Source organism: Erythrobacter sp. JB3-1, from assembly GCF_057364995.1.
In genome coordinates this window covers 366,909-380,369 of the sequence record NZ_CP200289.1, presented here as the reverse complement: position 1 = coordinate 380,369, position 13,461 = coordinate 366,909, and the positions used below count along the sequence as shown (strand labels likewise).

The window sequence follows — 13,461 nt, the reverse complement described above, 5'->3', positions numbered from 1 at the left end:
CCGGCACGCCCAACCTAAGACCCATACAATTTCGCCTCAGCAGCTCGGCGCCGGGTCAGCCCTTTCAGCACCCGTTCGCCAGCCTTGTTCCAGCGCGCGAACTCTCGCATAGCTCCATCGAAATCTCCGGCCTTGTGCTTACGGGTCAGGGTCGCACGAGCAATTGCGCCGGTGTTGTAGTGAAAGCTGACCATGGCATCGAATTGCGTCTGGGTGGTGCGGGCATCGCCGAGCGCGCGCGCGACATCGGCGGCGTAGAGCGCAAGGTCTTCCTCCAGCCGGGCGTCGCATTCTGCCTGAGTCCAGACGGTGCCAGGACCAATGCGGTCATCTGCGCCAAGCCCGCGTCCGGTTGCGCCCCAGCCAATGGTCCAGGGTTCGCTGCCTGTACCAGGGTCAGGATAGGCCTCTATCAGCCCGTCCGTGCGCAGCCGCGCGCATCCTTCAAACCGTTTGATCATGGCGATCCCTTGCTCGCCAATCCGCATTCCAGAGCGCGCGGATTTTACAATCGGTACAGAGACATGGCTGCGTTTCGGCACACAGGCTGCCTCATCACCGCTGGCGCTATCGAGCGCGCGATCGAGCGTCGCGACTTCAGATTTGCGAAAACCCCGGCCGAGCATTGCGCGAACGGCATCGAACAAGGGCTTGCGAGATTTTGAGGTGAGATATGGCACGGCGGTCGCCTCCTAGTGGGAACAGAGGCGAACCTATTAGGCAGATTGTAGCCGAGTAGGAAAATGGAAAGTTTGCGCGGCGAGAGATGCAAATTTTACATCCTGTTACAATTCCAAAGCTCTATCTTAAGACTTGTGCGGCAGGGCCGGTCCATGGACGGGAACTCTTCTAAAACTGACGCACCAGTAAAAAACTGGGCGATCGTATGCATAGTGGGAGCGGCCTATTTTCTGGCCGCCTGCTTCTCCTTTGAACTCGCATTGGGGGTTAGCGGAGTTGCGACTCTTTGGCCTGCCAGCGGGATTCTCGTTTCGGCTTTGCTTCTCGCGCGCCGCACTCAGATCGCTCCCATAGCTGTGGCTGTCGCCGCGGCCAGCATCATCGCCAATGTGCTTTACGGCGCGTCCCTAGGGACGGCGCTGGCGTTCACCACCGCCAATGTTGCCGAAGGCATTTTGATTAGCCAGCTGGTCATTCGCACCTCTGGCGTTCCGCGCACTCTGGACGATAAACGCTGGCTTGCGACCTTCTTTGGCGCGGCCGTCGTCGGCAGCGCTGCGAGTGCGACAATTGCTGCTCTGCTCGCAGGCGAGCTGACGCTGCCCTTCTTCGTATCGTGGTTCACGACCGTCTGCCTTGGGATGCTGATCGTAACGCCATTGATCGTGGCCGCTGCGAATGAGTTTCCGCTCAAGTTTGACCAGGTCTCGCGCGGGTCGGTGTTGCGCTTTGGGCTTTTTACCACCGTCGTCGGGATTATCTGCTGGGCCGCCGTGGCTCTTGGTGAGGGGCAGTTTCTGTTCCTGCCAGTGATCGCGGTTGCCGCTGCGACCTACGCCTATGGCTCGCGTGGTGCGGCGGTCAGCATCAGCCTTGTCGCGGTTGTCGCCACTCTAGAGACCGATTTCTCAGGCCCGGTGATTGGCGAATTTGCACTGCAATGGGAAACGCTGTTCCTGCAGTTCTATCTGCTCAGCCTACTGTGTTCTGTTTGGCCGCTGTCGGCACTGATGGCGGAAAAGAAAAAGCTGATTGATCAATATGTTCGGTCGACCGAACTGCTCAAACTGGCGGAGAAAACCGCTAGGGTGGGGCACTGGGCGCTCGAACCTGACCAATCTACGCTGGTTTGGTCAGAAGAGGTGTTTCATATCCACGGCATTGAGCCGGGAGACCCTAAGCTGGGCGGCGTGGTGTCGCTTGAAGATGTGCGCTCGCTAAACCTCTATCATCCAGAGGATCGCGACAGAGTGCGCGCTCTTTTGGCCGATGCGATAGGGGGACGCAAACCCTTTGCATACGAGGCACGGATCGTCAGGCCTGATGGCGCAATCCGCTATATTTCCAGTATCGGCCACCCTCGGTTTGACGCATCGGGCACGTTCCACGGCCTGTTTGGAACCTTCCAAGATATCACCGCGCAAACTGAAACGCTCGAAGCCCTGCGCGTGGCGCGGCGTGATGCCTTGCGCGAAGCGAAAACGGCGCTGCGCCTGTCAGAGACTGATGATCTTACTGAGATTGCCAATCGCCGCAAAGTCTTTGGCGAGCTGCGTAAAGCGGCTCGGGTGGCCAAGGTTAGCGGCGCACCGCTGACAATTGCGATTTTCGACATCGACCACTTTAAGGCGGTCAACGATCTTCATGGGCACCAGGCGGGTGACGAGGTGTTGAAACGCGTTGCGCAAATCGTGTCTGAACAATTGCGCCCCGGCGATTGTGCCGGCCGCATCGGCGGGGAAGAGTTTCTCGTGATCCTACCCGGTGAAGACGTTGCCACTGCGCACGGGATTATTGAGCGATTGCGTCTCGATGTCGCGGCAGAGAACTGGCAAATCGCTGGCCTCACACAGGTTACGATGAGTGCCGGACTGGCAGCGGTTGACGCGGATGAGAGCATTGAACGATCAATGCAGAAAGCCGACCGTGCTCTGTATGATGCGAAACAAGCTGGGCGAAATCTGCTGCGCACTGCGGCTTAATCTCAGCCTAGAGCCTTCAGAACAAACAAAAGGGGCGCCAAAATCACTCTTGGCGCCCCCTTGTTATCGTGTGTCAGCGGCGGATTAGCTGCTGTAATACATGTCAAACTCGACCGGAGCCGGTGTGGTCTCAAGGCGCGATACCTCTTCCCACTTCAGCTCAGCATAAGCGTCGATCTGATCTTTCGAGAACACATCGCCCTTCAGCAGGAATTCGTGGTCTGCCTCAAGAGCCTCAAGCGCCTCACGCAAGGAGCCGCAAACGGTCGGCACGTCAGCAAGCTCAGCCGGCGGCAGATCATAGAGGTTCTTGTCCATCGCCTCGCCTGGGTGGATCTTGTTTTCGATCCCGTCGAGACCCGCCATCATCAGTGCCGCAGAGGCGAGATATGGGTTGGCCAGAGCATCTGGGAAACGGAACTCAACCCGCTTGGCTTTCTCGCCAGCGCCGTATGGAATGCGGCAAGAGGCAGAGCGGTTGCGCGCTGAGTAAGCGAGCAGAACCGGTGCTTCAAAGCCTGGGACCAGACGCTTGTAGCTGTTGGTGGTGGCGTTGGTGAAGGCGTTGACGGCCTTCGCGTGCTTGATGACGCCGCCGATGTAGTAAAGGCAGGTTTCCGACAGGCCGGCATATTCATTGCCAGCGAAGGTGTTCACGCCGTCTTTCCAGATCGACATGTGGGTGTGCATGCCGCTGCCGTTATCGTCCTTGATCGGCTTCGGCATGAAGGTCGCGGTTTTGCCATAGGCATGCGCGACTTGCTGTACGACATACTTGTAGATCTGCACGCGGTCAGCGGTTTGGACGAGATTGCCGAAGGTAATGCCGAGCTCATGCTGAGCGGCCGCAACTTCGTGGTGATGCTTGTCCATGGGCAGGCCCATTTCCATCATCGTGGCAACCATTTCGCCGCGAATGTCGGTGGCGCTGTCTACTGGAGCAACTGGGAAATAGCCGCCCTTGGCGCGCGGACGGTGGCCCATGTTGCCGCCTTCATATTCCTTGCCCGTGTTGGTTGGCAGCTCAATATCGTCGATTGCAAAACCTGATCCGGCATAGCCGTCTTCAAAGCGAACATCGTCGAACATGAAGAACTCAGGCTCTGGCCCGACATAGATGGTGTCACCAATGCCGGTTGATTTGAGGTACGCCTCGGCGCGTTTCGCGGTGGAGCGCGGGTCGCGGGCGTAGAGCTGGCCATCGGATGGCTCTACGATGTCGCAGAACAGGATCAATGTTGGGGTCGCGCTGAACGGATCAACATAAGCGGTGTCCAGATCAGGTTTCAGGATCATGTCGGATTCGTTGATCGCTTTCCAACCTTCGATGGACGAACCATCGAACATCAGGCCATCGTCAAGCGCGTCTTCGTCCATGACACTGCCGCACATGGTGAGGTGCTGCCATTTGCCCTTAGGGTCGGTGAAGCGCAGATCCACCCACTCAATGTCATGTTCCTTGATCTGTTTTACGATGTCTTTTGCACTTGCCATGGTCTGTCATTCTCCAGCTTATCTGGTGGTTGCGCCCGCATTCTTACGAGCAAAGAGGGTGGTTGAATTTAGATCGCGTCTTCGTTGGTCTCGCCCGTGCGGATGCGCAGGGCGGTCTCAATCGGCGAGACGAAGATCTTGCCATCACCGATGCGGCCAGTTTGCGCAGCGGCGGCGATAGCCTCCACTACGCGCTCGGCCAGATCATCGTTGATGACGACTTCGAGTTTTACCTTGGGTAGGAAATCGACGACATATTCGGCGCCGCGATAGAGCTCTGTATGGCCCTTTTGCCGGCCAAAGCCGCGCGCCTCAGTAACCGTGATACCGGATACGCCGATTTCATGCAGCGCCTCCTTCACTTCGTCGAGTTTGAATGGCTTGATAATTGCTTCGACTTTTTTCACGGCCCGGTCGGTCTCCCCTGTCAGGCGGATTTGGTCGCCTTAAACTATGCTACGCGCGATCCAAGAATCGTGCCAATCTCTGTGATGGATTGGGTTAGATGATCTGGCCTGCTACGCAAGGGGCATTCGTTTGAAATGGTCGCAGCGCAAGATCATGTCGCGCGTGGCTCCGCAAGGCGGGCCTGCACAAAGCACAGACTCTGATTGCCTAAAAATTAGGCAAAGGCTCAGGGCAATTGCTTAGCGGCAGCGTGCTTAGCCGGGCAGGCGAAGGCCGGTGGTTTCGGGCAAACCGCACATGATGTTGAGGTTTTGAACCGCTGCGCCACTCGCGCCTTTTCCAAGGTTGTCGAGCCGAGCGATCAAGCGGGCATGATAGCCGCCCTCATTGCCGAACACATAGAGCGTCATGGCGTCGCTTGCTGGCTCACCTTCGCACACGTTAAGCTCGGTCGGTGGCTCTGCTGGGGCAACGGTTACGATGGACGACGAGCCGTAATTCTCGGCCAGAGCTTCGCGCAAATGATCTGGTGTCAGCGTGCTATCAATTGCGCCTAGGTGAAGCGGCACTTCAACCAGCATCCCGCGATAGGCTCGCACGACGGCTGGCGCGAAAATTACGCCGTGTTTGAGTCCAGCATGCAGCTTCATCTCGGGCTGGTGCTTATGCGCCATATTCAGGCCGTAGCTGCGAAAGGCGAGGTCGGGTTCGTCCTCAATCCGCTTAATCAAAGCATTTCCGCCGCCAGAATAGCCGCTCACCGCATTGACCGTATATGGCCAATCAGTTGGCAGCAGCCCCGCGCGAACCAATGGTGCAATCAGAGCAAGAAAGCCGGTTGGATAACACCCCGGGTTGGAGACAAACTGCGCCTTGGCAATTTTGTCGTGCCCGACGATCTCCGGAAAGCCATAGGTCCAGCCTTCCGCCACACGGTGCGCGCTGGAGGCATCGATGATCCGCGTGTTTGATCCAGCGGCCAAGGCCACAGCATCGCGCGCTGCATCGTCGGGCAGGCACAGGATCGCAATGTCGGCTTCATGCAAAGCCTCTTTGCGCGCCGCCTCGTCCTTGCGGCGGTCATCATCCAGCACCAGCAGCTCAAATTCGCTGCGCGCCGCCAGACGCTCGCGGATTTCCAAGCCGGTCGTCCCGGCGGCTCCATCGATGAAAATGCGTGTTGTCATGCTGCGCTGTTTAGCCGCTGGCGCGCGCTAAGCAACGATGCTTAAACTATCGGCTTTGACATATCCGCTTGGCCCATCCGGACCAATCGTGGCCCAAGCCCAGTCGCCCGCGACATCGAGCAATTCGATTGCACTGCCGGGATCGAGCGCTGTGACCAGCTCTGCGCCATCCTGCGGCTGCAGCAGCATGGATGCACCGCCGGCTGCCACTTCGCGGGGCTCAGGAATAATGTAATGCGCCGCGAGATGCGTGCCCGCGAGCGCGATATGCGCGAGGTCACCGCGCAGGGGCAGAGTGCCGGGCTGAGGACGCGCAATCGGGCCGTTCAAACCGAGCACGCCTGATGGCACTTCGTATTTTGCAGCCTTGCTCATAGGAGCCTGGTTCCCTGTCACCGCCCAGCGCGTATCGCCGGGGTCCGGCGCGCTTATACGGCCAAAGCCTTTCGAGCAAGTTAGCCGCTGGCTAGCGGTGGAAAGCGAAGCTCAAATAGGCGCGCGTTCACTCGCCGCCATAGCGCGCTTTGAGCGCGTGCCAACTGGCGCGCAGACCATAGGCCGCGCCGCCCTTGCTGCGCCCCGGCTTGGGGAACGGACGCCAGCCGAACGTGTCGAAATGCGCCCATTCAATGCCTTCGCCCACGAACTTGTCGAGGAACAGTCCCGCGACGCTCGCGCCTGCATAGGGATTGCTTTGTGCGTTGGTGAAATCGGCAATGTCGGATTTGAGATAGTCGAAATATCCCTCCGGCAGAGGCAAACGCCACGGCTCATCATCATTCGCTTTGCCCGCCGCAATTATGTCAGCGGCGGTCTTGTCACGGCGCGTCATCAGCGCTGGGAAATCGGGGCCCAGAGCAATGCGCGCTGCGCCGGTCAGCGTGGCAAAATCAATGATCAGCTCCGGCTCTTCCTCGCTTGCGCGGGTTAGAGCATCGCCCAGGATCAGGCGCCCTTCTGCATCGGTGTTGTGGATCTCAACCTTGTGACCCTTGCGGCTGTCCAGCACATCGCCGGGGCGGAACGCCGGGCCAGAGATCGTATTTTCAACCGCTGGCACAAACAGGTGCAATTGCACCTTCAGCCCGCCCCGCATGATCAGGCCCGCAAGCGCGATTGCGTGGGCTGCGCCGCCCATGTCTTTCTTCATCAGGCGCATCCCGGCGGCTGGCTTGATATCGAGTCCGCCCGAATCGAAGCACACGCCTTTGCCGACAATCGCCAGCGCGGGATCCTTGTCGCTGCCGCCCTTGGCTTGCCAGGTGAGGTGCAGCATGCGCGGTGCGTGATGGCGCGCGGCGGCGCGGCCCACGGCGTGCACCATGGGATAGCCTTGCTCCAGCGCGTCGCCCTTGGTCACGTTCAAAATGGCGCCGTGGGCTTTCGCGAGCTTTTCAAACTCTGCCTCTAGGGCGGCTGGCCCCATGTCCTCTGCCGGTGTGTTGATCAGGTCGCGGACCAGCATCTCTGCCTCAGCTTCCGCGAGCAATGGCTCAATCGCGGCGGCCTGCTTGGTCAGCAGCACGCGCGGGCCGGCCGCGTTTTCATCCTCGCGGTAGCGGGTGAAGCGGTAATGCGCGGTCAGCCAGCCAAACATCGCCGCGCCAGCCTCTGCATTCTCTAGCCGGTATGTGCCTTCAGGCAGTGCCGCGGCCAATCCGGCGAGGCAATAGCTTGAAAGCTTGTCTTTATTGGCCACGCCGCCAACCGCAAACCACCCGTCGCCATCTGGCACAATGCCCGTTTGGCCAGCGCCGCCGGTGAATTTCTGCGCGGTCAGCGCGGCGCGCTGTCCCGTGCTAAGGGATTTCACCCAATCCTCATACCCGTCCTGCGTCACAAGATGGATCGAGATGGCGTCTTGCCCGCGGTCGGGCTGGATCAATTCTTTGGTATCATTCATACTTACGTCATTAGCTTTGAGCGACGACTTGTCACGCGCGAATTGCGCAAGTGGAAGGGTGGACATCATGGGCAGGGCAATGACGGTTTGTGTGGCGGTTCTGGCGGCGGGCGCGCTCGCGGCCTGCTCTTCGCCGGAAGAAGTCGCTGATGATGTCGGCGTTGCGCAAAACACACCGGCCCCTCCGACCCCGCCCGAAGTCGCTGGGAGTGGCAGCGCACAGGATGATCTGGAGCGCCGCACGGCGGCCGGGTTCAAAGCGGTCAACTTCACCGACAAAGAAGAAATCGGCGGTGCCAGCCGTGATTTCGAATACAGCTGGCCTGCTCAGGTCAGCGCGATACCAGGCCTCGCGCGGCAGCTTCAACAGCGCCGAACGCAAGCCTTGGCCGAGCAGAAGGAATCATGGCGCGGCACGCTGGAGGAGTTTGCGGATAGCGACTGCAATTCTTGCAAGACCGACAGCTATGGCAAGACCTGGCAAGTGGTGGCGGACCTACGGCGTTTCCTGTCGCTGTCGGCCAATCACTATGTCTATGCGGGCGGCGCACATGGCAATTATTGGTTCGACACTCTCGTATGGGATCGGCAGGCAAATGATGGGGAAGGGGAGGCGCTTGATCCTTACGCGCTGTTCACATCGACGGCCGCCCTGCATGACGCCGTTAGGGCGCCCTATTGTGAGGGACTGAAGACGGAGCAAGCCAAGCGCCGCGGCAAGGTGGAAGACGGCGGATATTTCAGCGAGTGCCCCAAACTCAATCAGCCGACACTGCTGCTCGGATCATCCACGGGCAAGAGCTTTGATCGGCTGGGGTTACTCGCTGCGCCTTATGTTGCGGGCCCTTATGTGGAGGGCGATTACGAGGTGACTGTTCCGGTCACACAGGCGATTTTGGACGCGGTAAAACCGGAATATCGCGCGCACTTTTCGGCAAAATAAGCCCCCTCTCGCAAATCGCGCGCATTGTCGCTACATAGCGGCAATGACCGAATATCAGCTTATCGAAGGCGATCAGACCGTCTACCGCGACGGCACCATTAAACTCCATGGGCCAGATGGCTTTGATGGGATGCGCAAGGCCGGACAATTGGCCGCGCGGATCCTGGATGAGGTCGCCAGTCTGGTGCAGCCCGGCGTGACGACGGAAAGCGTCGACACCGCCGTGCGCGAGATGATGCTGGACGCAGGATCAGTGCCCGCGACATTGGGATATCGCGGATACACGCACAGCCGCTGTATCTCGATCAACCATGTGATTTGCCACGGCATTCCCTCCGACAAAGTCTTCAAAGAGGGCGATATCGTCAACGTCGATGTCACCCCACTGCTCGATGGCTGGCATGGCGACACGTCGCGCATGTTCTTTGCCGGTGAGCCAAGCCTCAAGGCCAAGCGGCTGGTCGATGTGACGCATGAATGTCTGATGCTGGGCATCGAAGCGGCGGGCAAACCCGGCGCGCGGCTGGGCGATATTGGCGCTGCGATTGAGGCGCATGCGAAGCAATTCCGTTACGGCGTGGTGCGCGAGTTTTGCGGGCACGGCCTTGGCCGCCTGTTCCACGATGCGCCGGAGGTTGTGCACGCGGCGAAAGCTGGAACCGGACCGGAACTGAAACCGGGCATGTTCTTCACGATTGAGCCGATGATCAACCTCGGCAAGCCATGGGCGAAAGTGCTGGGCGATGGCTGGACCGCGGTGACCCGCGACAAGAGCCTATCCGCCCAGTTTGAGCATTCGCTCGCCGTAACCGAAGAGGGCACGGAGATATTCACGCTCAGCCCGACGGGTAAAGACAAGCCGCCTTATTGATGGGGAGTAAAATATGGATCGCGAACGTCTTTTTCTAAAGAGGATCGAAGATCTGGAAGAACGTCTTGGTTCGAAGGACCCCTATGATGTGCTCAATGCGGCAAATTTGGTTTTCCTATTGCTGCTCGACAAAAACAAGGAACTGGCTGCGATTGTGAACGTCAATTCAGTTCCTATTGAATTTACAGTTGCACGCAGCTCTCATTGGCAAGATTTGGAGAAGGCAGGTTTATCGCCGGACAGTTGGTTCGTTTTGGATGGCTTGTCTCCGCGCTATGTGATGGTCAATCATACTAAGCACGCTGTTGATCTTGAAGAATTTATGAATGAAGAGGTCATCTTCCATCGTGGACGGCGATTCTCGATCCGGGAAGTGATTGATTTTGTGACAAAGGTCGAGGGTGGAAGGCATGCTGGGATTCCACGAGGTGACGTTCAAGGCATCTTGTCAACAATATCGATGAAGTTTGGTGATATGAGCGCCACGCTCCGCACAATAGTCGGCATTGCGACCGTGGTATTGGACGCGTTGGAAACGTTGAAAAAAGATGTAGCCAGTAGGCAATCTATCCCTCCCGCGCAGCCCTGATCGCAGCGCCTGCGGCAAAGGGCGCAATTGCCACCAAAAGCAAACTAGTCGCCGCGACAAAGCCGAGGCTCGCCTGATCCATGCGGGCGAGCGCGCCTGCGCCGAAGATCAGGATCGGCAGCGCCAGCGGGATCAGCAGCAGGCCCGATAACGCCGCGCCTGCGCGCAAGGACGCTGTGAGCGATGCGATCATCAGACCAATTGCGGCGAGGCCCGGCGTGCCGGCCAGCAATCCGAGCAGCAGAATGTGCAGCGTCTCTCCATCCAGATTGAGCAGAGCCGCCGCCGGGAATGTTGCCAATATCAGTGGCGGGCCGAAGCTGAGCCAGTGCGCGGCCAGACGCACGGCCATGCTGACTTCCTCAGTAACCCCGCGCAGTTTCAGCCGATCAAACACGCCCAGTTCAATGTCGCGCGCAACCAAGCTGTCGAGCGGCAGGATCGCGGCCAGCAAGGCGGCAATCCAAACCACGCCGCCGCCCGTGCGTGCGAGCAAGGGCGCATCCGGCCCAACTGCGAAGGGGTATAGCATCGCTACCGCCAAAAAGAAGATCACGGGCAGAGCCGCCCCGCTGCCGGTGAAGGGAAAAAAGCGCGCCAGATCGCGTTTGAGCAGCGCGGTGATCATGCGGCTGGCTCTGGCTCTGCGCGGGGAGCGTAATCCGCCAGTTCCAACGCCGTCAGGCCCGCAATGCTGAGCGTCTGGTGCGAAGCGACCAGAGCGATCCCGCCGTCCTCACAATGCGCAGCAATCAAAGCGGTCACTTGCTCAATCGCACGGGTGTCGAGCCCGCTTAGCGGCTCATCAAGCAGCCAGATCGGCGCGGCCTGCGCGATCAAACGCGCGAGCCCTGCGCGCTTGCGCTGACCAGTCGACAAATAGCGTACCGGTATATCGAGCAGATTGCCGAGCCCCATCGCATCCATCGCCGCGTCAACATCCACGCAGCCATCAATCTTTTGCCAGAATGCGAGCGCTCGGCCCAGCGGCAGATCGGGATCAAGACCCATACGCTCATCGAGCAGGCCGATAGCGCCCTCACTCTCCACCTTTCCCGCAAAGGGGGTGAGCAGGCCCGCGCAGCTGCGCAAAAGGGTCGTCTTTCCAATGCCATTTGCGCCGGTCACATGGCACGCATCGCCGCTTTGCAAAGTCAGGCCAAGACCCCGACACAGCACGCGGTCGCCCCGGCGGCAGGCAAGGTCAGATACGGTAAGGCGCGCTTGCATGATTGCACGGCGTTAGGCAATAGCTGCCCCGCAAACAACACGCTAGACAACAATTGCCTGATCGGAACCGATATGAGCCGTGTGCCTGAACTGACAGATAGCGAAAGAGCGGAGCTGCTCGCGGCCTTTCCAGAATGGAATGAAGTGCGCGATGGCAAGGCGATTTTCCGCAAGTTTGAGTTCGCCGATTTCTCTCAGGCCTGGGGCTTTATGAACCGGGTCGCCCTGATCGCGGAGAGCCAGGATCATCACCCTGAATGGTTCAATGTTTACAACAAGGTCGAGATCACTTTGACCACGCATGATGCAGGGGAAATCGGCGGCCTGTCGGCGCGCGATGCGGCCATGGCGAAGGCGATTGCTGAGCTTTCGTGAGTTCCGCACTCACTGCACTTGTGTCGGTGCCTAGGCGTATTCCCCTTTATTCTGACTAGTCCTATTGGCCCAGCAAGCCTGTGCCAGTGCGAGTTTGTTTGCGGACCCGGCCCGGCATCCATCGTTTGGCAAAATTTAGCTGTTTGGCGGTTTTGCCGACGACATAATGCAAATCGTCACCGTGCACTGCATTCCAGGCGACCTCGGCGACTTCTTCTACAGGTGTAATTTCTAGTCCGGCGGCTAGCACGGTGTCGCGGATTTGCTCGTTAGAGCCGCGATTGCCCGTGCCATCCAGCAGCGGCGTCTCGATGAAGCTGGGGCAGATCGAAGCGACTTTGATCCCATGTTCAGCCCATTCGGCATCCAGGCTCTCGGCGATGCCGCGCACGCCAAACTTTGTCGCGCAATAGACGCTCATGCCGGGAGAGCCGGCAATCCCGGCGGCGCTGGCTGTGTTTAGCAGCACCGAGCCTGGCGCTGTCTCCTTCAAATACGGGAACGCGGCGGCGGCACCGTAAAGGACGCCCTTCAGATTGATGTCTAGGCAGTTGTCGATTTCATCCTTTTCCATCTCGTGGATTTGTCCGCCAACCCCGATCCCGGCATTGTTGACGACACAATCAATCCGCCCGCCAGCGGCCATAGCGAAGGCCTCCAGCGCCTCGTCCCAAGCGGCCCGGTCGCGCACATCCAGTTTGTGCGAATAGGAGAACCCGCCGGGAAGTAAGCCTTCGGTGTCCTGCATGCCTTGCACGTTCACGTCGGCCAGCCCCACAAACCAGCCGCGCTCTGCAAACAGGCGCGCGATCGCGCGGCCAATGCCTGAGGCACCGCCAGTGATGAAAATTGACCGACGCTGTGTCACCTGAACCTACTCCCCGAAAACAAGAATGCGCGAGGTCTAACCCCGCGCGCTCTGTTTGTCAGCTACTGACATGCGTGTCAGCACGGATCATCTGTGGGTTAAGCGGGTGGCTACTTCGCCAGCGCGGCTTCTAGGCCAACCACATGCTGTGCGCCTTCGAGGATCTGGGCGGTGGAATTGCCAACCGTATCGCCAATCGCTTCGCTGCGTCCGCCGAGGCATTCCGCCAGAAAATTCTCGGTGATCGCTGTGTAGGCGATGTTGTTGTTCGGCTTTGCGAAACCGTGCCCTTCATCAGGGTAGAGCACGTAAGTGACCGGAACACCGGCATCCTTCATCGCGCCGACGATCTGATCACTCTCCGATTGTTTGACGCGTGGATCATTGGCGCCTTGCAGGATCAGCAGCGGCTTAGTGATCTGGTCGGCCTTGTACAGCGGGCTTGCGGCCTTCAGCAAAGCAAGGCCTTCCTCGGTGTTTGGATCGCCCATGCGCTCATGGAAAATCTTCACCATCGGTGCCCAATAGGGCGGAATGGTCGCCAGCAAGGTCTCAAGGTTGGACGGGCCAACAATGTCGACGCCGCAAGCGAACTTCTCTGGCGTGAAGGTGAGGCCAGCAAGTGTCGCATAGCCGCCATAGGATCCACCCATGATCGCCACTTGATCGGCGGTGGTGATGCCTTGCTCGATCGCCCAGTCAGTTGCATCGATCAGATCGTCATGCATCTTTAGGCCCCATTCTTTGTTGCCTGCGTTGATGAAGTCCTTGCCGAACCCGGTGGAGCCCCGGAAGTTCACTTGCAGCACGGCATAGCCCCGGTTGGCGAGCCATTGGACGCCGCTGGAAAAACCATAATTGTCGCGCGCCCATGGACCGCCGTGGACCAGCAGAACCATTGGGACTGCGGCATCTGGACGGCCACTTGCA

15 protein-coding genes are annotated in these 13,461 nt (G+C 59.1%); 5 read left to right on the top strand and 10 right to left on the bottom strand.

The features are described from left to right. Nucleotides 1-14: 14 nt before the first annotated feature. The gene (locus AC0V6M_RS01925; RefSeq protein ID WP_486137177.1) at nt 15-680 is read right to left on the bottom strand and encodes a lysozyme; all 666 of its coding nucleotides are present in this window, start codon (nt 678-680) and stop codon (nt 15-17) included. A gap of 63 nt (nt 681-743) precedes the next feature. Here AC0V6M_RS01925 and AC0V6M_RS01920 point away from each other — a divergent pair, with 63 nt between their 5' ends. Further along, entirely contained in the window at nt 744-2,663 is a 1,920-nt protein-coding gene (locus tag AC0V6M_RS01920; RefSeq protein ID WP_486137176.1) for a sensor domain-containing diguanylate cyclase, read from the top strand. Nucleotides 2,664-2,747: 84 nt separating this feature from the next. Here the strand turns inward: AC0V6M_RS01920 and glnA are convergent, their stop codons facing one another. The 5 genes from glnA to AC0V6M_RS01895 all read right to left on the bottom strand — a co-directional run bounded on the left by glnA (nt 2,748) and on the right by AC0V6M_RS01895 (nt 7,655). Beyond that, nucleotides 2,748-4,157, bottom strand: a complete 1,410-nt coding sequence (glnA, locus tag AC0V6M_RS01915) for a type I glutamate--ammonia ligase (protein ID WP_486137175.1) — start codon at nt 4,155-4,157, stop codon at nt 2,748-2,750. A gap of 68 nt (nt 4,158-4,225) precedes the next feature. Beyond that, nucleotides 4,226-4,564, bottom strand: a complete 339-nt coding sequence (locus AC0V6M_RS01910; protein WP_486137174.1) for a P-II family nitrogen regulator — start codon at nt 4,562-4,564, stop codon at nt 4,226-4,228. A 255-nt stretch (nt 4,565-4,819) separates the two neighbouring features. Next, nucleotides 4,820-5,752, bottom strand: coding sequence for an N-acetyl-gamma-glutamyl-phosphate reductase (argC, locus tag AC0V6M_RS01905; protein ID WP_486137173.1), 933 nt, complete (start codon nt 5,750-5,752; stop codon nt 4,820-4,822). A gap of 27 nt (nt 5,753-5,779) precedes the next feature. Beyond that, on the bottom strand, nt 5,780-6,127 hold the full coding sequence (locus AC0V6M_RS01900) for a hypothetical protein (RefSeq protein WP_486137172.1): 348 nt from the start codon (nt 6,125-6,127) through the stop codon (nt 5,780-5,782). 127 nt (nt 6,128-6,254) lie between these two features. Continuing rightward, a complete protein-coding gene (locus AC0V6M_RS01895; protein WP_486137171.1) occupies nt 6,255-7,655 on the bottom strand; it encodes a leucyl aminopeptidase family protein in 1,401 nt (466 codons plus the stop codon). A 67-nt stretch (nt 7,656-7,722) separates the two neighbouring features. On the opposite strand from AC0V6M_RS01895, the gene AC0V6M_RS01890 reads away from it, so the two are divergent. Genes AC0V6M_RS01890 through AC0V6M_RS01880 form a run of 3 tightly spaced genes read left to right on the top strand, consistent with a single transcriptional unit; the run spans nt 7,723 to nt 10,058 of the window. After that, nucleotides 7,723-8,598: a PdaC/SigV domain-containing protein gene (locus AC0V6M_RS01890; RefSeq protein WP_486137170.1), complete on the top strand. Its 876-nt coding sequence runs from the start codon at nt 7,723-7,725 to the stop codon at nt 8,596-8,598. Between the two features lie 43 nt (nt 8,599-8,641). After that, the gene (gene map / locus AC0V6M_RS01885) at nt 8,642-9,469 is read left to right on the top strand and encodes a type I methionyl aminopeptidase (protein WP_486137168.1); all 828 of its coding nucleotides are present in this window, start codon (nt 8,642-8,644) and stop codon (nt 9,467-9,469) included. A 13-nt stretch (nt 9,470-9,482) separates the two neighbouring features. Continuing rightward, nucleotides 9,483-10,058 carry a hypothetical protein gene (locus AC0V6M_RS01880; protein WP_486137167.1) on the top strand — a complete coding sequence of 192 codons (576 nt, stop codon included), beginning with the start codon at nt 9,483-9,485 and terminating at the stop codon, nt 10,056-10,058. On the opposite strand, the gene AC0V6M_RS01875 is transcribed toward AC0V6M_RS01880, so the two are convergent. Both AC0V6M_RS01875 and ccmA read right to left on the bottom strand, forming a co-directional pair. Further along, entirely contained in the window at nt 10,036-10,686 is a 651-nt protein-coding gene (locus tag AC0V6M_RS01875) for a heme exporter protein CcmB (protein ID WP_486137166.1), read from the bottom strand. The two genes, AC0V6M_RS01880 and AC0V6M_RS01875, sit on opposite strands and share 23 nt — an antisense overlap. Beyond that, complete coding sequence (gene ccmA, locus AC0V6M_RS01870) at nt 10,683-11,288, bottom strand: heme ABC exporter ATP-binding protein CcmA (protein ID WP_486137165.1); 606 nt, start codon at nt 11,286-11,288, stop codon at nt 10,683-10,685. The genes AC0V6M_RS01875 and ccmA overlap by 4 nt, the downstream gene beginning before the upstream one ends. 72 nt (nt 11,289-11,360) lie before the next feature. Here ccmA and AC0V6M_RS01865 point away from each other — a divergent pair, with 72 nt between their 5' ends. Continuing rightward, nucleotides 11,361-11,663 (top strand): 4a-hydroxytetrahydrobiopterin dehydratase, encoded by a 303-nt coding sequence (locus tag AC0V6M_RS01865; RefSeq protein ID WP_486137164.1) that lies wholly within the window; start codon nt 11,361-11,363, stop codon nt 11,661-11,663. 61 nt (nt 11,664-11,724) lie between these two features. Here AC0V6M_RS01865 and AC0V6M_RS01860 read toward each other — a convergent pair whose 3' ends face one another. Together AC0V6M_RS01860 and AC0V6M_RS01855 are read right to left on the bottom strand one after the other, a co-directional pair. Continuing rightward, on the bottom strand, nt 11,725-12,531 hold the full coding sequence (locus AC0V6M_RS01860; RefSeq protein WP_486137163.1) for an SDR family oxidoreductase: 807 nt from the start codon (nt 12,529-12,531) through the stop codon (nt 11,725-11,727). Between the two features lie 110 nt (nt 12,532-12,641). Beyond that, a complete protein-coding gene (locus AC0V6M_RS01855) occupies nt 12,642-13,430 on the bottom strand; it encodes an alpha/beta hydrolase family protein (protein ID WP_486139554.1) in 789 nt (262 codons plus the stop codon). Between the last annotated feature and the right edge of the window lie 31 nt (nt 13,431-13,461).